The sequence below is a fragment of the Pseudomonas wuhanensis genome (assembly GCF_030687395.1).
Taxonomy (GTDB): Bacteria; Pseudomonadota; Gammaproteobacteria; order Pseudomonadales; family Pseudomonadaceae; genus Aquipseudomonas; species Aquipseudomonas wuhanensis.
In genome coordinates this window covers 1,794,245-1,814,521 of record NZ_CP117430.1, presented here as the reverse complement: position 1 = coordinate 1,814,521, position 20,277 = coordinate 1,794,245, and the positions used below count along the sequence as shown (strand labels likewise).

Below are 20,277 nucleotides of genomic sequence, written 5' to 3'. Positions count from 1 at the left end.
CCTGTGGGAGCGGGCTTGCGCGGTGCGCAAATGTTGCACGATCACCCGCGGCATTACCATTGATTACTGACCCGCAGGCCCGACTGTCGCCTGTAGCGCTCTGGCACAAGAGACGTGGCGCAAAGTTGCGGAGGCGGACAGGTTGGTGCGCGAATGAATTGTCTTGGAGGCTTTGTGAAAATTTCGTTCAACGCATATCCAGAAACAAAATAAAGCCCCCGCCCTTGGTAAAAAACGCAAACGCCCCCGATCAAATCGGGGCGTTGCCGAACAGGCCATATCAAAGAGTAAGCGGTTACTTCTCGGCCCGTTCTTTCAGGGCTTTGAGGGTATTGAACGGTGCATCGACCACAAACTTGTTGGCCAACCACGAAGGCACGCTGCCGCCGGGTTCGGTATGGGCCTGATAAGTCACTTCGACTTGATCGCCTTTAGGCACGAGCTTCCAGAAACCTTTGACCTGGGCGACCCGTACAAAACCTTTTTCTTCCGCAAGGTACTTCGGCTGTCCTTCCAATTCTCGGGTCAGGCTGCCATCGGCGCTTTCAATGGTGGTGACATGCAACACGGAGTCGCGAGGAGTGACCGGCCAAGGGGTATTGAACTGAGTGTAGGTCCAGCTCTGGCTGCCTTCGTGCTTGAGCAACTTCTGAGTCTTGCACTCGTGAATCCATGCACAGGCACCCGGCACGTCTTCCTGCAATGCACGCAGTTTGGCCATGGTGGTCTTCATGACGGTCACGCCACGGTAAGCCTTGTATTGGGAACCGGCCACTTCGCTCAAGGACACCTTGATGCCCTCTTCTTCCTTGGCGGTTTTCCATTCTTCGGCCTGGGCCGTGGAGGCCAGCAAAACCGTCAAACCACACAACACAGCCATACGATGCAGCGAACCCATAGTCTTATTCCTTATTGTTGAAGTTCCGTTCGTTGAACACATCACGCGGCCGTCATTTGCTCCCACCAGCCCAGCAACTTGATCGCTTCGTCGCTGCTGCTTCCGCAGACCTCGACATCGGCTTCAAATGCCGAACACACCGCAGGACGTTCCGGCTCGCCGAAAATACTGCACAGGTTATCGGCGGACAGCTGTACGCAACGTTCTCCAGCGGCTTTGCCATTGGGCATGCCGGGAATCGGCGAACTGATGGAAGGGGCAATGCAACAGGCGCCACAGCCTTCACGGCATTTCATGACGACAAGCTCCTCGCGACGGGTAAAGGGACGTGGCACAGAGTAACGGCTAAAACGACTGTTTAAAATTACCTGAGCCCGGGTTTTTTCGCTCAAACGAACGTGACTGACCAGTCTCCGACAAAGCGTCTGGTCCGCGGGTCACGAATGGGAGGGATTTACTGCTTGAACTCGAATTCCAGCGCAGCGCCTTCAACTTCCCGACGCTCTTCATTGCGCAGTTGCAGCTGCATTTCGTTGCTGAGCAGGCGACCGTTGAGCTGAAACGGGCTGCTCTTGTCACCGAACATTTGCGGCAACAGCGCATCGTGTCGGGGCAACTGTACCGTGCCGACCGGCTTCAGTTCTTCGACCATGTCCTTGGGCAAGCTCAAGTCGAGATTTGCCGAAGGGAGTTTGGTTTTCACGACTTCACTCGCCGGTTTCGACTTGGAAGCAATGGGGGAGCGTTTTTTGACCGCTGCAACCTTCTTTTTGGCCGGTGCGGTCTTTTTGACCGGCGCCGCTTTTTTCGCGGGTGTGCTGGCTGTCGGTTTTTCCTGCACAGAAGCCGCCATGACGCCTTCCGGGTGACAGGTCATTAACAGGCAGATCAACAACCAGGCGGCAGGAAAAATCGGCTTCATGGACCCAACGGCGTGAACGGCAGAAGGCTATATGCTCGCCTGTTGGAGAGGACAAGACAAGCGGCCAATGCAGAACCGCCTGGCAAGTCAAAAACCGCTCGTCGTCTCCTGACAAAGTTGCGTCGCCAGCAACCCCAACGTCATCAATGCACGCTCGGCCTCGCGGTTCCAGGGGATGCCACAGTTCAGGCGAATGCAGTGATTGAACTGCTCGGTATTACTGAAAATCAGCCCCGGCGCAATGCTGATGCCCTGCTGCAACGCACGCACATGCAGCTCCTGCGTGTTGACCCGCCCCGGCAGGCTGACCCACAGAATGAAGCCGCCAGTGGGCCGGGTCATCTGCGTGCCTTCCGGAAAGTACTGCTGCACCGCCAACTGGAAAGCGCTGAGGTTCTTGCGGTACTCCTGACGGATGTAGCGCAAATGCCGGTCGTAACCGCCGTTCTCCAGATAGGCCGCGATGCCCATTTGCGTGACGCTGCAGGCTGAATGGGTACTGAAAGTCTGCAAGCGCTGGATTTCCTGCTGATACTTGCCGGCAATCATCCAGCCGATGCGCACACCAGGCGACAGGGTTTTGGAGAAACTGGAGCAATAGATCACCCGATCAAGCCGGTCATAGGCCTTAAGTGATTTGGTGCGACCCTGCTCGAACATCAGCTCGCCATAAATATCGTCTTCGACGACCTGAATATCGAAATCCGAGGCCAGGCGCAGCAATTGTTTCTGCCGCTCTTCGGGCATGGTGCCGCCCAAGGGATTGCTCAGGCGCGTGGTCAGCACCAGCGCCTTGATCGACCACTGGTTGGCCGCCAGTTGCAGGGCTTCGAGGCTCATGCCGGTGGCCGGATCGCTAGGGATTTCGATGACTTTCAGCCCCAGCAGGTCGGCCAGTTGCAGCAAACCGTAATAGGTCGGCGATTCGGCCGCGATCAGATCACCCGGCCGGGTCAACACGCGTAGAGACATCTGCAATGCATCGACGCAGCCGTGAGTGATCACCACTTCCGACGGATCGACCACCACGCCGGCATCGCGCATGCGGATCGCCACTTGCCGACGCAACGGCTCGAAACCGGGGCTGAACATGTAGCTGAATGCCCGAGGGCTATGGAAACGGGTGACTTTGGCCAGTTGCTGATGCAGCGCCCGCACCGGTAAATAGTCAACACTGGGTACGGCGGCGCCCAACGGGAAGACGCCTTCGCGGCGGGATTCGACCAGGACTTGCTGAATGATGCTGCTGCGGGTGACGAGGCCAGGTCGCTCAACCCGGGCAATGTCCGGGGTTGGCGCCGTGAGCGCTGGTGTCTGGTGCACGTAGTAACCGGACTGGGGGCGGGCACGGATCAGCCCCTGATCCTCAAGGTTGGCGTAGGCCTGCAACACCGTTGCATGGCTGACGTTGAGCTGCGAGCTCATCTTGCGCACCGAAGGCACGCGCTCCCCCGGTTGATAGACACCGCGGCGGATGTCTTCGGCCAGTTGCTGAGCAATTCGTTGATAGAGCAAGAGATTGGTCATGACGCAGCACTCGATTTCACGGGCATTTTATTCTTGTGTGAAACAATACCGGAACAGTTTAGAAGTGTACTGGGACAGTTGCCACAATAGACGACCGTACAGTGCAGTGTCAGCAAAAACTGTACTGTTTTTATGGAGAGTGTTGCGCTGATTGGCAGGCACAAAAAAACCCGGCACTGCTGACAGGCCGGGTTTTCCAGTAACGCAGCCCTTAGCGGGCGGCGCCGAGCTGGCCTTTTTCGTCGGAGAACACAATTTCCACCCGACGGTTCTGTGCACGACCGCGCTCGGAAGCGTTCACGTCCACCGGATATTCATCGCCGTAACCTTCGACCTGGATGCGTTTGTCTTCGATGCCCAGGTCCATCAGCACGTCAGCCACTGATTGTGCACGGTCGCGGGACAGCTTGAGGTTTTCCTGCTTACCGCCAGTGCTGTCGGTATAGCCCTCGATCCGCACCACGCGCTTGGGGTTGAGCTGCAAGAACTGGACGATCTTCAGCACCACGCGGTTTGCCGAGCTTTTCAGCTCTGCTTCACCCGTATCGAACAGCACATCGCCCAGGGTCATCACCAGACCACGGTCGGTTTGGGTAGTCGCCAACGCCACGATCTGCTCTTCGAGCCACTTGCCCTGTTGCTGCACGCTGAGCAACTTGGACTCACGCAGGGCCAATTGCAGGCGCTGACGCTCGAGTTCGAGCTTCGCCGCGCGTTCCTCGTTGAGCACTTGATTGGTGTGCTCCCGGGCGATTTCGCTGTAGCGCCGGCTCAGGTAGGCGTAATGCACAACGTCCGAACCGCTGCCCCAGTAGCTGGACAGACGATCGGCGCGGGCCAGCGACTCGCCGGCACGGATTACGTCCTTGGGCGCAATGCGCAGCACGTTGGAGTCTTCCTTGACCTTCTGAAAGTCGGTGCCGGCCTGCTGGATTGCGGTTTCGCTGTGTTGACCAGCGCAGCCATAAAGGCTTGCGCAGCCGGCCAGGATCAAACCGCCGAGTGCTTTGGTTTTCAGGCTCATTGGGCATCTCCCAGTTGCTTGCGCAGGCGAGTGATGCGGGTATTGAGCACGTTCAACTGCTCCTCGCTCTTGAGGGTCAGAACCCGTGCTTCGGCCAAACGCGCGTCCAGCTCGGCCTGCTCGGCCCGCATGCGCGCATTCTTGAAGGACTGATCGGCCATGTTGCCCTTGGCACGCTTGAACTTGTCTTCAGCCAGTTTCAGCTCCGGCACTTCGTCGGCGGTGGCACCCACGGCCTTGGCTTGTTCGAGGGCCTGTTCGGTCAGGCGGATTTGTTCATTCGGCGCCGGATCGGCTGCACAACCCGCCAGAGCCAGAACGGCCAGGGCAGCGAAAAGAGGTCGAATACTCACTAAGAATCCCTACTGTTTTGGGGTACTGACAGGTTGTGGCTGCGGTTGTGAGAGTTGTGTTTTCCAACGCTCGATATTGCGCAGCAGCGCAGCTTCCGTCAGTCCGGACGCGGGCAATTCTGTCATCTTTTTGGCCAGCTGTCCGCGCAACCAAGGATCGTTGCAGGCGGAGTTATGGGAAACCGCGAGATACAGGCCGGGTTTGTCGATGGGTTGTGGGTGGGCCATCAAGTCATCGGCCATCCCCAGCGTTTGCACCAGGGCCATGCCCGAGTAGCGTCCGGCGAGGACAAACTCCACCTCGTTCAGCAGCAATTTCTGAAAGGCCTGGGTCAGATTTGGCGTGCGCACCAAGGTCAATTGCTGCTCGGCGAAAGTGCCGAACGAGGGGGTCACTCGAGCCTTTTCCGACAAGGCGCCGGGATGGCCGTGAAGGTCCTGCGCTTCGTTGTAGACCAGCAGCGAGTCGTTGCGGGTCCAGACCAGATAATCGTTTTCCAGCAGCGGTGGATGGATGTAATCCAGATTTTCCAGCTCACTGACCGTCAATGGCGCATCGGCCAGCATGTCCATGCGCCCACTGCGCACTTCATCCAGGGCCTGGGAGCGTTTGCCGGCGTAAAGCAGCTCGACCTTGATGCCCAACTCCCCCGCCACTTGCTGCAACAGGTCGGCGCTGGCGCCTATCAGGTACTTGGGGTTTCGCGGGTCCTGCCACAGGTACGGCGGCGCGTCGGGGCTGCCGGTCACCACTAGGCGCTCGCATTTGCCTGCGGCTATGGACAGCCCCGGCAACAGCGTCAGGCTTAACCACAAACCCGACAAAAAAGAGCAGCCAAACCAGCGGCGCAGACTCATGGCAACACTCTCCCCACCCAAATCCGGAACAAAAAAAAAGCCCGACCAAAAGGTCGGGCTCTTTATAAGTCAAGCCGCCAGATTAGACCAGCTTCTCGAACTCGGGGATGGCTTCGAACAAGTCCGCCACAAGGCCGTAATCGGCCACCTGGAAGATCGGCGCTTCTTCGTCCTTGTTGATCGCAACGATCACTTTGGAGTCTTTCATGCCGGCCAGGTGCTGGATCGCGCCGGAAATACCGACGGCGATGTACAGCTGTGGAGCAACGATCTTGCCGGTCTGACCGACCTGCATGTCGTTGGGTACGAAACCTGCGTCGACCGCGGCGCGGGAAGCACCGACGGCAGCGCCCAGCTTGTCGGCCAGGGCGTACAGGTGTTTGAAGTTGTCGCCGTTCTGCATGCCGCGACCGCCGGAAACGACGATTTTGGCAGCGGTCAGTTCCGGACGATCGGACTTGGCCAGTTCTTCACCGACGAAGCTCGAAGTGCCAGCATCGTGAGCAGCCGCAACGGCTTCAACGGCAGCCGAACCACCTTCAGCGGCAACCGGGTCAAAACCGGTGGCACGCACGGTGATCACTTTGACCGCAGCGTTGGACTGTACGGTAGCAATGGCGTTACCGGCGTAGATCGGGCGCTTGAAGGTATCAGCGCTTTCGACCGAGATGATCTCGGAGATCTGGTCAACGTCCAGGGTCGCGGCCACGCGCGGCAGGATGTTTTTGCCGTTCGAAGTAGCGGCAGCCAGGATGTGGCTGTAGCCCTTGCCCAACTCTGCAACCAGCGGAGCAACGTTTTCCGGCAGTTGATGAGCGTAGGCGGCGTTGTCGGCCACCAGTACTTTGGCCACACCAGCGATTTTCGCAGCGGCTTCAGCCACGGCGCCAGCGCCTTGGCCTGCAACCAGAACGTGGATGTCGCCACCGATCTTGGCGGCAGCAGCCACAGTGTTCAGCGTGGCCGGAGCCAGCACTTTGTTGTCGTGTTCAGCGATTACCAAGATAGTCATGATTAGATTACCTTCGCTTCGTTTTTCAGTTTCTCGACCAGTTCAGCCACCGACTTGACCTTGATACCCGCGCTGCGTGCAGCCGGCGCTTCGACTTTCAGGGTCTTGTTGGTGGAGGCGGTGGAAACGCCCAAAGCGTCCGGAGTCAGCACTTCGAGAGGCTTCTTCTTGGCTTTCATGATGTTTGGCAGGGACGCATAGCGCGGCTCGTTCAAACGCAGGTCAGTGGTGACGATGGCTGGCAGTTTCAGGGAAACTGTCTGCGCGCCGCCGTCGATTTCGCGGGTCACGGCAACGCTGTCGCCGGACACTTCGACTTTCGAAGCGAAGGTGCCCTGACCGTAGCCGCTCAATGCAGCGAGCATCTGGCCAGTCTGGTTGTTGTCGCTGTCGATGGCTTGTTTGCCGAGGATCACCAGCTGAGGCTGTTCCTTGTCGACAACAGCTTTCAACAACTTGGCAACAGCAAGGGAAGTCAGATCTTCAGCGGATTCGACGAGGATGGCGCGGTCGGCACCCAGAGCCAGCGCAGTGCGCAGTTGCTCTTGAGCGGTGGACGGGCCGATGGAGACGACGACGATTTCAGTCGCAACGCCTTTCTCTTTCAGACGTACGGCTTCTTCCACTGCGATTTCGCAGAACGGGTTCATCGACATCTTGACGTTAGCGAGGTCGACGCCGGAATTGTCCGCCTTGACACGAACCTTGACGTTGTAATCCACAACGCGTTTGACAGCTACAAGAACCTTCATGGATTCCTCGTTACTCTCCGGTGAAAAGAAAGTCGCCTAGGCGAACCTGGCGGTTGATGCATATGGGGCACAAGGGCACCTCTAAAAACGCCGGCATTCGTGTCAAGTGACCATCGCTCACGACGTTTATGACCGTTCGTCAGTGGTGACCAACGAGTCATTCATTATCGCGACGTGTAAACTGCACGCCAAACCTGCGTGGCGCATCACCTTGCCCTGCCATCGCCTTGTCTTTAGAGGTGCTCTTGAAACCAACAGTCAGCCTACGGCGAGCGCAAAACCGCCCGTATCTTGACCGGAACACCTATTCCGGTCAATACGGCAAAATGGCCAGTCATAAGCCGCGTGACTTTGATTTATCTGGCTTTGAGCCGATTCAAACAAACGTTTGTATTGGACGCTAAGAGTGGTGTAGATATAATGCGCCACCCAAAGAGAAAGGTGGTTCATCGATTGTCCTCTGTGCCGCACTATGGGGAATTCATGAATGCGACACCCAACCTCCAATTAGAAAAAAAAACTGTTGAGCCTTGAGTAGGAGATAGCCTGTGGAACGCGAATACATGGAATTCGACGTGGTCATCGTCGGTGCCGGCCCCGCTGGCCTGTCCGCCGCCTGCCGTTTGAAGCAGAAGGCCGCCGAAGCCGGTAAGGAAATCAGCGTCTGCGTGGTCGAAAAAGGCTCCGAAGTCGGCGCTCACATCCTGTCCGGTGCCGTGTTCGAACCACGCGCCCTGAACGAATTGTTCCCGGACTGGAAAGAACTCGGCGCGCCGCTGAATACGCCAGTCACACGTGATGACATCTTCGTTCTGAAAAACGCCGACAGCGCGCAGAAGATTCCAGACTTCTTTGTGCCCAAGACCATGCACAACGAAGGCAACTACATCATCTCCCTGGGCAATCTGTGCCGCTGGCTGGCCCAGCAGGCCGAAAACCTGGGCGTGGAAATCTACCCGGGCTTCGCCGCCCAGGAAGCGCTGTTCGACGAGAACGGCGTGGTTCGCGGGATCATCACCGGCGATCTGGGCGTTGACCGCGAAGGCAATCCGAAAGAAGGCCTGTACACACCGGGCATGGAACTGCGTGCCAAGTACACGCTGTTCGCCGAAGGTTGCCGTGGCCATATTGGCAAGCAGCTGATCAAGCGTTTCAACCTCGACAGCGAAGCCGACGCCCAGCATTACGGCATCGGTCTGAAAGAAATCTGGGAAATCGACCCGGCCAAGCACCAACCTGGCCTGGTAGTCCATACCGCCGGCTGGCCGCTGGACATCATGGGCACCGAGAACACCGGGGGCTCGTTCCTCTATCACCTGGAAAACAACCAGGTGGTGGTCGGTCTGATCGTCGATCTTTCCTACAGCAACACCTTCCTGTCGCCGTTCGATGAGTTCCAGCGCCTCAAGCATCACCCGGTGCTCAAGCAATACCTGGAAGGCGGCAAGCGCATCAGCTACGGCGCGCGTGCTATCTCCAAAGGTGGCCTGAACTCGCTGCCGAAAATGGTCTTCAAGGGTGGCGCGCTGATCGGTTGCGACCTCGGCACCCTGAACTTCGCCAAGATCAAAGGCAGCCACACGGCGATGAAGTCCGGCATGCTCGCCGCTGACGCCGTGGCCGATGCGCTGTTCGCCGATCTGGACGGCACACAGGAGCTGACCACTTACGTCGATGCCTTCAAGAAGAGCTGGCTCTATGACGAACTGTTCGCCAGCCGTAACTTCGGCCCGGCGATGCACAAGTTCGGCCCGATCCTCGGCGCTGGCTTCAACTGGATCGACCAGAACATCTTCGGCGGCAAACTGCCGTTCACCCTGCACGACACCAAGCCTGATTACGCTTGCCTGAAACTGGCGGCCGACTGCAAGAAGATCGACTACCCGAAACCGGACGGCAAGATCAGCTTCGACAAACTCAGCTCGGTGTTCATCTCGGGGACCAACCACGAAGAAGAACAGCCTTGCCACTTGAAGCTGACCGATCCGAGCATCCCGATCGCCAAGAACCTGCCGATGTACGATGAACCTGCCCAGCGTTACTGCCCGGCCGGCGTGTACGAAGTGGTGACCAAGGAAGACGGCGAAAAACGCTTCCAGATCAACGCCCAGAACTGCGTTCACTGCAAGACCTGCGACATCAAGGACCCTGCACAAAACATCACCTGGGTGGCGCCGGAAGGCTCCGGCGGCCCGACTTACCCGAACATGTAAGTCGACCGTCTGAACAACAAGGCTCCCTGAACGGGGGCCTTTTTGTTGCCCGCAATTCAAGCGTCACCACAAGAACCTGTGGATCAGGCAGCGCGCTCATCCCCCGGATTACGCTCAAAGTAACGCTTGTACTCACGACTGAACTGCGACGTGCTCTGATACCCCACCCGATGCGCCACCTGGGCCACGCCCAAGCCTTCGCCCAGCAGCAACTGCTGGGCCCTGAGCAAGCGCAAACGCTTCAAATACTGCACCGGCGACAACAAGGTGCTGCGTTTGAAATGCTCATGAAACGTCGACGCACTCATGTTCGCGCAACTGGCCAGGGTCTCGACGTTCAGCGGCTCGGTGTAATGCGCATGCAGATGACTCAGCGACGCCGCGATCCGCGCGAACTGACCCTGTTGTTCCACCAACGCTCGCAACACATCGGCTTGCGGCCCGCGCAACGCCACGAACAACAATTCACGCAAGCGCGCCGGGCCCATGATCTGGCATTCCAGCGGATCGTGCAGGCAGCGCAACAACCGCTCCACGCAGCCGCGCATGGCATCGTCGAGCACCGCCGAGGTCATGGACTCGGGCGTCTGTGCAGGAACAGTGCGCCCCGGCGCCAGCCCCATGGCCAGCACCAACTCACTGAGCAACACCCGGTCAATGGCGATGGAAACGCCCAGCATCGGGCCATCCGGAGCCGAAAACGTCTCGCATTCGAACGGCACCGGCAACGCCTGAATCAGGTAATGCCCGGCACCGTACTCCAGAGTACGCGGGCCCAGGTACGCCAACTTGCTGCCTTGAGCGATGATCACCAGGCTTGGCTCGTAGATTTGCGGGCCACGGGCCACATCACAACTGGCTCGCATAACCTGCACGCCCGGCAACGCAGTCGTAGCGAAACCATCGCGAATGGTTAGCGGCTGGATCAGCGAAACCAGCGTGGCATTGGCATCGAGATGACGGGTCAACAACATGAAGAGCTCTTCAAAAAAAGTCGCGAAAGAGGGATGAAAGCATCATCGCAGGTCTGAACGCCAATGCGACCAATCAACGCTGCATGCCGGAGGATTAGGCATGACACCCGGAGGAATCGCCATGGCCGGTAACCCGTGCGGCGCCCAGAATTGCTCGCCTCACCTGTCACTGCTTTTGCGAGGTTCACCATGTACACCGCCATCGGATACGCCGCTCAGTCAGCCACTACTCCCCTCGCCCCGATGAAATTCGAACGCCGAAGCCCACGGGCCGACGACGTTGCGATCGACATTCTCTACTGCGGCGTCTGCCATTCCGACATCCATCAGGCCCGCAACGAGTGGGGCATTGCGGTTTACCCGCTGATGCCCGGCCATGAGATTGTCGGAAAAGTCACCGCGGTCGGTGCGAATGTTACCCAACACAAAGTCGGCGATCTGGTCGGCGTCGGCTGCATGGTCGACTCGTGCCGCCACTGCGAAGCCTGCAAGGCGGATCTGGAGCAATACTGCCTTGAAGGTCCGACCATGACGTATGCCACCCCGGACCGGGTCGATGGCAGCAACACCATGGGCGGTTACTCCGACAGCATCGTGGTCAGCGAACACTTTGTCGTGCGTATCCCGGAGAAACTCGACCCGGCCAGCGCCGCGCCGATTCTGTGCGCCGGCATCACCACCTACTCGCCGCTCAAACACTACGGCGTCAAGGCTGGCGACAAGGTCGGGATTCTCGGCATGGGTGGCCTCGGCCACATGGGCATCAAGTTCGCCAAGGCGATGGGCGCAGAGGTGACCTTGTTCACCCGCTCGGCGAGTAAAGCTGAAGAAGGTCGTCGTCAAGGCGCGGACCATGTGATCGTGTCTACCGACGCAGAACAGATGAAAGCCGCCGCAGGACATTTCGACTTCCTGCTGGACACCATTCCGGTGCAGCACGACCTCAATCCCTACCTCGATACCCTGCGTTTCGACGGCGTACACATTCTGGTGGGCTTGATTGAACCGATCGATCCACCGGTTCACGCTGCCAAACTGGTATTGGGTCGTCGCGTGCTGGCCGGCTCGCTGATCGGCGGCATCGCAGAAACCCAGGAAGTGCTGGATTTCTGCGCCGAGCACGGCATCACCTGCGACATCGAAATGCTCGACATCCGCCAGATCAACGAGGCTTACACCCGCATGATTGCCGGGGACGTGAAATACCGCTTCGTGATCGACATGGCGACGCTGAAACTCTAAACCTTCAGGCCCAACTCCGCCGACAGTCGGGCTGTGACCCCTTTGATCAGGGGAATCAGCTCGGCCATTTTTTCCAGCGGCATGTACGGCACGGTGCTGGCGATGCTGATGCCGGCGACAATGCGCTTGCTGGCATCGCGAATCGGTGCCGCCACGCAGCGGATCGACGGTTCGTTGTCTTCCAGATCGAACGCGTAACCGCCGGCCACGTACTCGATCATGCGCTGCTGAAACTGCTCCCAGGATTGCTCCGGGTGCTGCGGCCAGAACTGATTTTTCCCACCCACCGGCAAGCTGATTTCATACAGCCGTTGCCATTCTTCCTGCGAGTCATCAAGCATCAGCGCCTTACCAATCCCGGTACGCGCCAACGGCATGCGATGGCCGACCCGCGAACGCATTTCCGGGCCATTGCGCCCCGGATTCTTGAGCAGGTACAGCACCTCGTCGCCTTCACGAATCGCCAGGTGAATGGTGTCGCCGGTCAACGCCGACAACTCATCCAGATACGGCCCGGCCAGCGTCACCAGCGGCAGCTCTTCACGTGCCTGGAAACCCAGTTCGATCAGTTTCGGCCCCAGCAGATAACCGACTTGCGGCACCACCCGCAAATAACGCTCGTCCACCAGGCAACTGGCCAGACGATGAGTGGTGCTGCGTGTGGTGCCGATCAGCCGGGCGATTTCCTTGAGATCGCGGGCGCCACTGGCCACGGCCTGAACCACACCCAAACCACGAAGCAGTGTCTGGGTGCCAGTCGGCGCGGCGTCCTTGGTGATTTTTGGGGCGTCTTCCTGCATATCCAGCCTTTACCGTTGAGCGAGTGAACGGGCGGCATTATGGTCGCCCGATGGCCGCGACTACAACTTGATACGCTCGACCTTGCCCACCAGCAATACGTAGGAAAGCGCACCCAACAACGCCAGAACCGAGATATAGGTAATCGCCGGGGCAAACGAATCACCGGAAGCGAGAAAACCGATGACAATGGGCGTGGTAATCGCCGCCAGGTTGCCGATGAAATTGAACACCCCACCGGTCAATCCAAGCAAGCGTGCCGGGGCCAGCGTCGACACCAGCGACCAGGTGATCGAGGCCAGGCCATTGCCGAAGAAGGCCAACGCGAGGAAGGCAATCACCAGCGGCGTCGACTCGACGAAGTTGGCGCCGATGATCGAGGTAGAAATCAGCAGGCCACCGATGATCGGCAACTTGCGGGCGAAACCCACGGTGTAGCCGCGACGGATCAGAAAGTCCGAGAAGAACCCCGAACACAGCACGCCGACGAAGGCCGCCAGAAACGGTAGCGACGCCAGCAAGCCAGACTTGATGAAGTCCATACCGCGATATTTCACCAGATAGGTCGGGAACCACGTCAGAAAAAACCACAACGTCGAATTGAGGCAGAACTGGCCGAGGTAGATGCCCCACAACTTGCGTTTGGTCAGAACGATGCCGAGATCAGTCCAGCTGAATTTGGCTTTCACTTTGGCTTGTTCAGCCTGGATATCCACCAGCCCGCCGCCCTCGCGGATCAGCTCGATTTCAGCGTCGTTGGCGCCCTTGAAATCCCGTGGTTCGCGATACACCGCGTACCAGATCACCGCCCAAATGATGCCCACCGCGCCGGTGCTGACAAACACCATGTGCCAGCCATATTGGTGTTGCAACCACGCGAGTACCGGCGTGAGAAACGCCAGGCCAACGAACTGCCCGGAGGTGTAGAAACCAATGGCCGTGGCGCGTTCGCGCTCGGGGAACCAGGTCGTCACCACGCGGCTGTTGATCGGATACGCCGGTGCTTCCAGGGCACCAACGGCCATGCGTAGCACGAACAGCGCGATGAAGCTGGCGGCGAAGCCGAGCATCACCGTGGCAATCGACCATAGCAGCAATGCGACGCTATACAGAATGCGCGGCGGCACCCGGTCCACCAGCCAGCCGCCGGGGATTTGCATGGCAGCGTAGGTCCAGCCGAAGGCGGAAAAGATCAACCCGACATGGATCGGATCGATGCCCAGGTCGCTGGTCAGCGCCGGAGCGGCAATGGACAGGTTGCTGCGGTCCAGGTAGTTGATCACCACGGTGATGAACAACAGGACCATGATGAAAAACCGCTTGCGGCTCGGCGTCACCAACGACGCCTGCCCGGTGAGGGTTTGCGGTTGCATGGGGGTGCCTCTTCTTATGTTTATTGAGGTCAATTTGAAGACTTGCGCTGCCCCCTGTGGGAGCGGCGGTGCGGCGATCCGACTTGCCCGCGATGGCGGCGGCACATTCAGCATTGATGTGACTGACAGGACGCTATCGCGGGCAAGCCCGCTCCCACAGGGATTTGTGTTGAGTCAGGAGGGACTCACCACTCGGCAAAGCTGCCATCGGCATGGCGCCAGATCGGGTTGCGCCAGCGGTGGCCGACGGCAGCGCGTTCGATGACGTATTCCTCGTTGATCTCGATGCCCAGGCCCGGGCCGTTGGGGATTTTCACGAAGCCCTTGTCGTAGTCGAACACCCGCGGATCTTTCACATAATCGAGCAGGTCATTGCTCTCGTTGTAATGAATGCCCAGGCTCTGTTCCTGGATGAACGCGTTGTAGCAAACAGCGTCCAGTTGCAGGCACGCGGCGAGGGCAATCGGGCCCAACGGGCAATGCAGCGCCAATGCCACGTCGTAGGCTTCGGCCATGTTGGCGATCTTACGGGTTTCGGTGATGCCGCCCGCGTGAGAGGCATCGGGCTGGATGATGTCGACGTAGCCTTCGCTGAGCACCCGCTTGAAGTCCCAGCGCGAAAACAACCGCTCGCCAAGGGCAATCGGCGTGCTGGTCAGCGGCGCCAGCTCCTTCAGCGCTTCGTAGTTTTCGCTGAGCACCGGCTCTTCGATGAACATCAGTTTGTACGGGTCGAGTTCCTTCATCAGCACCTTGGCCATGGGCTTGTGCACCCGACCATGGAAGTCCACGCCGATGCCGACATTCGGGCCGACCGCATCGCGCACGGCGGCGACGTTGGCCAGGGCCAGGTCGACCTTCTCGAAGGAATCGAGGAATTGCAGTTCTTCGGTGCCGTTCATTTTCACCGCCGTGAAACCACGGCTGACCGCTTCTTTCGCGGCGCGAGCGGTGTCCGCCGGGCGATCACCACCGATCCACGAATAAACGCGAATCTTGTCGCGCACCTGACCACCCAACAGATCGCTGACCGACACACCCAGCGCCTTGCCCTTGATGTCCCACAACGCCTGATCGATGCCGGCCAGGGCGCTCATGTGGATCGCGCCACCCCGGTAGAAGCCACCACGGTAGAGCACGGTCCAGATGTCTTCGATGTTGCGTGGGTCTTTGCCAATCAGGTAATCGGACAATTCCTCAACCGCAGCGGCGACGGTGTGCGCGCGGCCTTCGACCACGGGCTCACCCCAACCGGTCACGCCCTCGTCGGTTTCGATTTTGAGGAAGCACCAGCGCGGCGGAACGATGAAGGTAGTGAGTTTGGTGATTTTCATCTCTATTGTCTCTCTTGTAGATGCAGCGCTCACAGCGCCAAAAGTCTTAACGCAAAGCATTCCAGGCAGCGACATACGCCTTGGCGTTTACTGCCACTTCCTCAGGTGTCATGCCCGGTTTGAACAACCCGGAACCGAGGCCGAAACCTTTGACGCCGGCCTCGACAAACACCTGCATGTTGTCCGGCGTAATCCCGCCCACCGGCACCAGCACCGTCCCTGCCGGCAACACCGCCAGCCAGGCTTTCACAACGGCGGGGCCCATCTGTTCGGCCGGGAACATCTTCAGCACATCCGCCCCTTCGGCCAGCGCCGCAAAGGCTTCGGTCGGCGTCGCCACGCCCGGCGACAGGAACAGCCCCGCTGCTTTCGCCGCGCGCAACACCTTGGCATCGCTGTGGGGCATGACAATCACTTGGCCGCCCGCCGCTTTCACTTGCTCGACCTGTTCCGGCGTCAACACCGTGCCCGCGCCGATCAGGCAATCGGCGGGCAAGGTACTGCGCAGGATGCGGATACTTTCATACGGTTCGGGGGAATTAAGCGGCACTTCGATGACGCGAAATCCCACCGCGTACAGGACTTCACCGACGGCTGCCGCCTCTTGCGGACGCAGGCCACGCAGGATCGCGATCAGACCGTTTTGTGCCAGTGCTTGCTTGAGCATGTCAGACCTCCAGTCAGGTTTAACGGGATGGGGGTGTCGCGATCAGTCCGGCGGCAACCGCCAACTGCCACAACCCGCGTTCGGTGGCCTGCTCGGCCAGGGTCACCCGGGCAAAACCGCAGGCGTCGAGCGCCCGGCTGTAGCGGGCGCAGAGTTGGGCGTTGCCGATGAGGATGATCGAGGGCAGGTGCACGCTGTTGCGCCGACGCCGCTGAACGTTGGCCAGGGCCGACAGTTCATGGCCGATCAACAGGCCGGACAGATAGTCCGGCTGAGCGACGGCGCTGAGTTCGCCGGTCAGCCCCAGACTGCGGGCACTGAATAATGTCGACAGCGGCCCGATCTCAGCGTCCGACGACAGGGCCACCCGCACGCCACGATCAAACGCTTCACCATCAAAGGACGCGCCGCGCTGCTGAGTACGCCCCAGAATGCTGTGTTCACTGAGGACGGCGAAGACTTCGCCAGTCATGAAAGTATCGAAGTGCTCGATGCAGCCGTCGGCCACTTCCACCCATTTCGAATGACTGCCCGGCAGGCCGATCAACAGATCGTTGCCCGCCCCGCTCGGCAGATTCTGCAACACGCCGAGGACTTGGGTTTCCTCGCCGCGCATCACGTTCGGCAAACGCGAACGCTGAATCACGCCCGGCACGATGTGCACATCGACACCGCGAAGACTGCGAACGGTTTGTAGGGAAGTTCCGAGATTGGCGACGTTCGCCGGCGTGTCGCAGTAGGCCGCTTCGCGCCAGCCCTGAGCACTGCCGACCATGCCGCAAGCAATCACCGGCAAATCGGGCTGCGCGTCGAGCCAGTCACCGCACGCCTCATCGAAGGCCAATTCAAAACCGTCGGCGCATTCCTGGCCGGCGATCATTCGCGGCGTCTTGGGCAGCTGCATGATCCCGGACGACAGCGAGCGCTGTTCCAGCACCTGGCCACCGAAGCCGAGTTTGTAAGCACGTAATGAGGTTGTCCCCCAATCGAGCGCGATCAATTGCGCCAGCATCGCTTCACCTGTTTTGTTTTTTGGCAGTGAGTGAGCTGGACTATAAACCTGGACGCGGACAAATCTCAATATATAAATATCGATCCCATATATTGAGACAACCCCAAAAAAGATCGCAGCCTTCGCCAGCGCCTACCCGGATGGTGTTCGACCGCAATATTGCGTCGTACATCGAATCCGTAGGAGCTGCCGAAGGCTGCGATCTTTTTAGGGGATCAATTACCCGCGGCAAAATCCCTTAACACCACCCCATCCATCCGATACCGCACCCACTCTTCCTGCGGTTGTGCGCCGAGGGATTTGTAGAATTCGATCGCCGGTTTGTTCCAGTCCAGCACGCTCCATTCGAAACGGCCGCAGTCATTGGCGCAGGCGATTTTCGCCAAATGGCGCAGCAAGGTTTTACCGGCGCCGCCGCCCCGTTGTTCAGGCGTGATGTAGAGGTCTTCGAGGTACAGGCAGTTGCTGCCCAGCCAGGTGGAATAGCTGAAAAAGAACACCGCAAAGCCGATCGGCAGGCCATCGCGCAGGCAGATCAGGCCATGGGCGGTGGCGCCTTCGCTGAACAGGCTGCGCTCGATGTCGGCGACGCTGGCGATGACTTCGTGGCGGGCCCGTTCAAAGTCCGCCAGTTCAGTGATGAACGCGAGGATTTGCGGAGCATCGCTGGGGGTTGCCGGGCGGATTTCGATCGTCATGAACGTGCCTTGTGAAAAGTTGGAAAACGCCATACTAAGTCCGCGCGCGGCGCTCGTCACATTTGATAGCAATGTGGCGAGGGAGCTTGCTCCCGTTCGGCTGCAAAGCAATCGCAAAACTGGCGACGCTGATCTAACTGAAATACCGTGTCATCCGGGATTGGGACTGCTGCGCAGCCCAGCGGGAGCAAGCTCCCTCGCCACAAAAGCGTTTCCACACAAAAGGACTTTTATGACCGCCATTGCTTTCGCTCCGCTGCACAATCTGGCTTCTGAACTGCTGCCTCATGCACTGGAACCTGGCGAGGACGGCGCCCATGATCTGTCGCACTTACAGCGGGTGTGGCACAACGTGCGCACGCTTCATGCCGAAGAAGGCGGTGATCTTGAGGTGCTGCTGGCCGCCGTGCTGTTGCACGATTGCGTGGCGGTGGAGAAAAACTCGCCGCTGCGCTCACAGGCCTCACGGCTGGCGGCACAGAAAGCTTCAACAGTACTGATAGCCATGGATTGGCCTGGCGCAAAAATCACAGCGGTCGTCCACGCCATCGAAGCCCATAGCTTCAGCGCCAACATCATGCCCATCACCCTCGAAGCGAAAATCATCCAGGATGCCGACCGCCTCGACTCCCTTGGCATGCTCGGCGTGGCGCGAACTTTCTACATTGCCGGGCGCATGGGCAGTGCGTTGTACGACCCTTTGGACCCAGAGGCCAAAGAACGGAACTACGACGACAAGCGCTTTTGCCTCGATCATTTCCAGACCAAGCTGCTGCATCTTGCGGACGGTTTCCAAACGACCACCGGCCAACGTCTGGCACAGCTTCGCCACGAACGCCTGAAGGGTTTCATGGAGCTGTTCAAGGAAGAAATCGGCGTCTGCTGAAAGCATTACTCCGGCCTCCACTAACCCTGAAATCGGTAACCACAGACCTATCATCGGTACCTTGCGTGATAGATAGATGACATTCACGTCTATCAGGTCAAGGAACGACTCATGTCTACCGCCGCCCCACCCGTCTCAAGCAGGTTGTTCAGCCTGTTCTGCCTCGCCAGCTATTTGTTGTCGTTGTCCTATGGCTCGACTTTTCTACTGTCGCTGCTGATCGGCTCTCGTGGTGGCAACGAACACGATGCCGGCAGCGTGATTTCGGCGGCGATGCTCAGTACCTTTGCGGCAGTGATTGTCTCCGGTCACTTGTCCGACCTGCTCGGCGCGGCGCGCTCCATTGCACTGTTCAGCCTCTTACTGGTGGTCGCCAGCCTGGGATTTGCCTTGACGCCTGGCTATGGCAATCTGCTGCTGTTTTTTGGACTGATGCTAGGGTTGGGCTGGGGCGTTTTCTACACGCTCGGACCGATCATCGTCGCGAGTCTGGTGACGCCTGCGCAACGGGCCAAATACTTTGCGCTGCTGTCGGGAAGCATGATGACCGGGATCGGCAGCGGTCCATTGTTGGGCCGTGCTGCCAGTGCTCTCGGGTATCCGGTGACGGCAGCGTTTTATCTCGCGGCGCTGGCCAGCCTGATCGGTGCCTTGCTGTTCTGGCGGCTGGATGCCCAGCTCAAGAAAACGCCCTCGGCATCAGCGGCAGTCGCCCGAATATCCTGGCACGCAACGGCTCGGGTGTTGTCCTCCAGAGCCGTGTTTCCGATCATCATGGTCGGCCTCGGCGGCTGTGTGTTCGGTGGTCTGTCGAGTTTTCAAACCAGTTACGCGGCGTCCCGTTCACTTGATTATTCACTATTCTTTTTCGGCTTCATGGGCGCGGCGATCAGCAGCCGAATGTTGATTGCCGGGTTCGTGGTCAAACGCGATCCATTGCGTGCCTCCTGTCTGTTGTCGGGCCTGATGATGGTTTCGATCCTGATGTTCGGTTTTGTCGTCGACGACGGGTTCAGCTACGTACTGGCGGCGATGATGCTCGGGGTGGGTTATGGGCTGACGTATTCGGTGATCAATGGCCTGGCGGCGAACGAAGCGCCGTCCGGCACTACCTCGCAGTCCTTGCTGTTGTTCAGCCTGTCCTACTTCATCGGCGTGTTTGGCTTTCCGTTGCTGGCCGGGAAAATCATCGTCGAACACGGGATGGTGACACTGTTGCTCACGTTACTGACGGTCGCCCTGCTGAACTGGCTGATCACCGTAGGTCGGTTGATCGGGCGTCATGTCAGCAGGATCAAATCGTTACAGCAGGCCTAGACCACTCGTCGTTCATCAGGCACCAATTCAAGTCGGGAAGGACCAATATTGGGTAAGGACTCTAATCAACGGAGACCACACCATGATCACGTCCCGACTGACCGCCCTAGCCCTCACCACATTGCTCACCTCTGTCGCGTTTGCCGCGACCACCTCTTCCGGAACCGACTCGACCGATCCAGTCGAAAGGCCAAAATCTGCGGCCACCCAAGGCATCGACAGCGGCCGGTCGCCTTCTCCGACGGCCACAGACCCACGGATTTATCACGACGACGCGAGCCGTCAGGGCGGCATGACCCAGACGCCTGACAACGCCGGAACCGGCGTCGGCTCAAAAACCACCACCGGTGGCTCGGGCTCCGAAGGCCGTAGCGTCAGTCAATAAGTTCGCCGATGCGAGGGAACATGCAATACCTA

General features: G+C 59.1%; 21 protein-coding genes. 5 read left to right on the top strand and 16 right to left on the bottom strand.

Annotated features, from left to right (window positions below):
- Nucleotides 1-295 precede the first annotated feature (295 nt).
- From PSH88_RS08365 to PSH88_RS08325, 9 genes are all read right to left on the bottom strand, one after another.
- The gene (locus PSH88_RS08365) at nucleotides 296-898 is read right to left on the bottom strand and encodes an START domain-containing protein (RefSeq protein ID WP_305425772.1); all 603 of its coding nucleotides are present in this window, start codon (nucleotides 896-898) and stop codon (nucleotides 296-298) included.
- A 41-nt stretch (nucleotides 899-939) separates the two neighbouring features.
- Complete coding sequence (locus PSH88_RS08360; protein ID WP_305425771.1) at nucleotides 940-1,194, bottom strand: YkgJ family cysteine cluster protein; 255 nt, start codon at nucleotides 1,192-1,194, stop codon at nucleotides 940-942.
- Between the two features lie 158 nt (nucleotides 1,195-1,352).
- On the bottom strand, nucleotides 1,353-1,820 hold the full coding sequence (locus tag PSH88_RS08355) for a translation initiation factor 2 (protein WP_305425769.1): 468 nt from the start codon (nucleotides 1,818-1,820) through the stop codon (nucleotides 1,353-1,355).
- 87 nt (nucleotides 1,821-1,907) lie between these two features.
- Nucleotides 1,908-3,347: an aminotransferase-like domain-containing protein gene (locus PSH88_RS08350; protein WP_305425768.1), complete on the bottom strand. Its 1,440-nt coding sequence runs from the start codon at nucleotides 3,345-3,347 to the stop codon at nucleotides 1,908-1,910.
- A gap of 211 nt (nucleotides 3,348-3,558) precedes the next feature.
- Nucleotides 3,559-4,371, bottom strand: coding sequence for an OmpA family protein (locus PSH88_RS08345; RefSeq protein WP_305425767.1), 813 nt, complete (start codon nucleotides 4,369-4,371; stop codon nucleotides 3,559-3,561).
- Nucleotides 4,368-4,724, bottom strand: a complete 357-nt coding sequence (locus PSH88_RS08340; protein WP_008073146.1) for a DUF4398 domain-containing protein — start codon at nucleotides 4,722-4,724, stop codon at nucleotides 4,368-4,370. Before PSH88_RS08340 ends, PSH88_RS08345 begins: the two co-directional genes overlap by 4 nt.
- A gap of 9 nt (nucleotides 4,725-4,733) precedes the next feature.
- Complete coding sequence (locus PSH88_RS08335) at nucleotides 4,734-5,582, bottom strand: substrate-binding periplasmic protein (protein ID WP_305425766.1); 849 nt, start codon at nucleotides 5,580-5,582, stop codon at nucleotides 4,734-4,736.
- 82 nt (nucleotides 5,583-5,664) lie between these two features.
- On the bottom strand, nucleotides 5,665-6,594 hold the full coding sequence (locus tag PSH88_RS08330; protein WP_305425765.1) for an electron transfer flavoprotein subunit alpha/FixB family protein: 930 nt from the start codon (nucleotides 6,592-6,594) through the stop codon (nucleotides 5,665-5,667).
- Between the two features lie 2 nt (nucleotides 6,595-6,596).
- Nucleotides 6,597-7,346 carry an electron transfer flavoprotein subunit beta/FixA family protein gene (locus tag PSH88_RS08325; protein ID WP_003226982.1) on the bottom strand — a complete coding sequence of 250 codons (750 nt, stop codon included), beginning with the start codon at nucleotides 7,344-7,346 and terminating at the stop codon, nucleotides 6,597-6,599.
- Between the two features lie 548 nt (nucleotides 7,347-7,894).
- Between PSH88_RS08325 and PSH88_RS08320 the strand changes: the two genes are divergently transcribed.
- On the top strand, nucleotides 7,895-9,559 hold the full coding sequence (locus tag PSH88_RS08320; RefSeq protein ID WP_305425764.1) for an electron transfer flavoprotein-ubiquinone oxidoreductase: 1,665 nt from the start codon (nucleotides 7,895-7,897) through the stop codon (nucleotides 9,557-9,559).
- 83 nt (nucleotides 9,560-9,642) lie between these two features.
- Here PSH88_RS08320 and PSH88_RS08315 read toward each other — a convergent pair whose 3' ends face one another.
- The gene (locus PSH88_RS08315; RefSeq protein ID WP_305483509.1) at nucleotides 9,643-10,533 is read right to left on the bottom strand and encodes an AraC family transcriptional regulator; all 891 of its coding nucleotides are present in this window, start codon (nucleotides 10,531-10,533) and stop codon (nucleotides 9,643-9,645) included.
- A 189-nt stretch (nucleotides 10,534-10,722) separates the two neighbouring features.
- Between PSH88_RS08315 and PSH88_RS08310 the strand changes: the two genes are divergently transcribed.
- On the top strand, nucleotides 10,723-11,775 hold the full coding sequence (locus PSH88_RS08310) for an NAD(P)-dependent alcohol dehydrogenase (protein ID WP_305425763.1): 1,053 nt from the start codon (nucleotides 10,723-10,725) through the stop codon (nucleotides 11,773-11,775).
- Here PSH88_RS08310 and PSH88_RS08305 read toward each other — a convergent pair.
- From PSH88_RS08305 to PSH88_RS08280, 6 genes are all read right to left on the bottom strand, one after another.
- Nucleotides 11,772-12,575 carry an IclR family transcriptional regulator gene (locus PSH88_RS08305; protein ID WP_305425761.1) on the bottom strand — a complete coding sequence of 268 codons (804 nt, stop codon included), beginning with the start codon at nucleotides 12,573-12,575 and terminating at the stop codon, nucleotides 11,772-11,774. The genes PSH88_RS08310 and PSH88_RS08305 overlap by 4 nt on opposite strands.
- Nucleotides 12,576-12,635: 60 nt before the next feature.
- Entirely contained in the window at nucleotides 12,636-13,946 is a 1,311-nt protein-coding gene (locus PSH88_RS08300; protein ID WP_305483508.1) for an MFS transporter, read from the bottom strand.
- A gap of 185 nt (nucleotides 13,947-14,131) precedes the next feature.
- On the bottom strand, nucleotides 14,132-15,280 hold the full coding sequence (gene dgoD, locus PSH88_RS08295; RefSeq protein ID WP_030131992.1) for a galactonate dehydratase: 1,149 nt from the start codon (nucleotides 15,278-15,280) through the stop codon (nucleotides 14,132-14,134).
- Nucleotides 15,281-15,326: 46 nt separating this feature from the next.
- Nucleotides 15,327-15,947, bottom strand: coding sequence for a 2-dehydro-3-deoxy-6-phosphogalactonate aldolase (locus tag PSH88_RS08290; protein WP_305425759.1), 621 nt, complete (start codon nucleotides 15,945-15,947; stop codon nucleotides 15,327-15,329).
- 19 nt (nucleotides 15,948-15,966) lie between these two features.
- Nucleotides 15,967-16,959 (bottom strand): 2-dehydro-3-deoxygalactonokinase, encoded by a 993-nt coding sequence (locus PSH88_RS08285; RefSeq protein ID WP_305425758.1) that lies wholly within the window; start codon nucleotides 16,957-16,959, stop codon nucleotides 15,967-15,969.
- Between the two features lie 215 nt (nucleotides 16,960-17,174).
- A complete protein-coding gene (locus tag PSH88_RS08280) occupies nucleotides 17,175-17,657 on the bottom strand; it encodes a GNAT family N-acetyltransferase (protein ID WP_305425757.1) in 483 nt (160 codons plus the stop codon).
- A 232-nt stretch (nucleotides 17,658-17,889) separates the two neighbouring features.
- Between PSH88_RS08280 and PSH88_RS08275 the strand changes: the two genes are divergently transcribed.
- The 3 genes from PSH88_RS08275 to PSH88_RS08265 all read left to right on the top strand — a co-directional run bounded on the left by PSH88_RS08275 (nucleotide 17,890) and on the right by PSH88_RS08265 (nucleotide 20,245).
- Nucleotides 17,890-18,543 carry an HD domain-containing protein gene (locus PSH88_RS08275; protein ID WP_305426957.1) on the top strand — a complete coding sequence of 218 codons (654 nt, stop codon included), beginning with the start codon at nucleotides 17,890-17,892 and terminating at the stop codon, nucleotides 18,541-18,543.
- Between the two features lie 111 nt (nucleotides 18,544-18,654).
- Nucleotides 18,655-19,860: an MFS transporter gene (locus PSH88_RS08270; RefSeq protein WP_305483507.1), complete on the top strand. Its 1,206-nt coding sequence runs from the start codon at nucleotides 18,655-18,657 to the stop codon at nucleotides 19,858-19,860.
- Nucleotides 19,861-19,942: 82 nt separating this feature from the next.
- Complete coding sequence (locus PSH88_RS08265) at nucleotides 19,943-20,245, top strand: hypothetical protein (protein ID WP_305425756.1); 303 nt, start codon at nucleotides 19,943-19,945, stop codon at nucleotides 20,243-20,245.
- Nucleotides 20,246-20,277: the final 32 nt, after the last annotated feature.

What these genes read in the sequence shown, in the direction of transcription:
- PSH88_RS08315 (WP_305483509.1), bottom strand. Translation starts at nt 10,533, where the DNA reads ATGTTGTTGACCCGTCATCTCGATGCCAATGCCACGCTGGTTTCGCTG.
- PSH88_RS08305 (WP_305425761.1), bottom strand. Translation starts at nt 12,575, where the DNA reads ATGCAGGAAGACGCCCCAAAAATCACCAAGGACGCCGCGCCGACTGGC.
- PSH88_RS08335 (WP_305425766.1), bottom strand. Translation starts at nt 5,582, where the DNA reads ATGAGTCTGCGCCGCTGGTTTGGCTGCTCTTTTTTGTCGGGTTTGTGG.
- PSH88_RS08345 (WP_305425767.1), bottom strand. Translation starts at nt 4,371, where the DNA reads ATGAGCCTGAAAACCAAAGCACTCGGCGGTTTGATCCTGGCCGGCTGC.
- PSH88_RS08300 (WP_305483508.1), bottom strand. Translation starts at nt 13,946, where the DNA reads ATGCAACCGCAAACCCTCACCGGGCAGGCGTCGTTGGTGACGCCGAGC.
- PSH88_RS08310 (WP_305425763.1), top strand. Translation starts at nt 10,723, where the DNA reads ATGTACACCGCCATCGGATACGCCGCTCAGTCAGCCACTACTCCCCTC.
- PSH88_RS08280 (WP_305425757.1), bottom strand. Translation starts at nt 17,657, where the DNA reads ATGACGATCGAAATCCGCCCGGCAACCCCCAGCGATGCTCCGCAAATC.
- PSH88_RS08290 (WP_305425759.1), bottom strand. Translation starts at nt 15,947, where the DNA reads ATGCTCAAGCAAGCACTGGCACAAAACGGTCTGATCGCGATCCTGCGT.
- PSH88_RS08270 (WP_305483507.1), top strand. Translation starts at nt 18,655, where the DNA reads ATGTCTACCGCCGCCCCACCCGTCTCAAGCAGGTTGTTCAGCCTGTTC.
- PSH88_RS08325 (WP_003226982.1), bottom strand. Translation starts at nt 7,346, where the DNA reads ATGAAGGTTCTTGTAGCTGTCAAACGCGTTGTGGATTACAACGTCAAG.
- PSH88_RS08285 (WP_305425758.1), bottom strand. Translation starts at nt 16,959, where the DNA reads ATGCTGGCGCAATTGATCGCGCTCGATTGGGGGACAACCTCATTACGT.
- PSH88_RS08330 (WP_305425765.1), bottom strand. Translation starts at nt 6,594, where the DNA reads ATGACTATCTTGGTAATCGCTGAACACGACAACAAAGTGCTGGCTCCG.
- PSH88_RS08355 (WP_305425769.1), bottom strand. Translation starts at nt 1,820, where the DNA reads ATGAAGCCGATTTTTCCTGCCGCCTGGTTGTTGATCTGCCTGTTAATG.
- PSH88_RS08350 (WP_305425768.1), bottom strand. Translation starts at nt 3,347, where the DNA reads ATGACCAATCTCTTGCTCTATCAACGAATTGCTCAGCAACTGGCCGAA.
- PSH88_RS08365 (WP_305425772.1), bottom strand. Translation starts at nt 898, where the DNA reads ATGGGTTCGCTGCATCGTATGGCTGTGTTGTGTGGTTTGACGGTTTTG.
- PSH88_RS08360 (WP_305425771.1), bottom strand. Translation starts at nt 1,194, where the DNA reads ATGAAATGCCGTGAAGGCTGTGGCGCCTGTTGCATTGCCCCTTCCATC.
- dgoD (WP_030131992.1), bottom strand. Translation starts at nt 15,280, where the DNA reads ATGAAAATCACCAAACTCACTACCTTCATCGTTCCGCCGCGCTGGTGC.
- PSH88_RS08275 (WP_305426957.1), top strand. Translation starts at nt 17,890, where the DNA reads ATGACCGCCATTGCTTTCGCTCCGCTGCACAATCTGGCTTCTGAACTG.
- PSH88_RS08265 (WP_305425756.1), top strand. Translation starts at nt 19,943, where the DNA reads ATGATCACGTCCCGACTGACCGCCCTAGCCCTCACCACATTGCTCACC.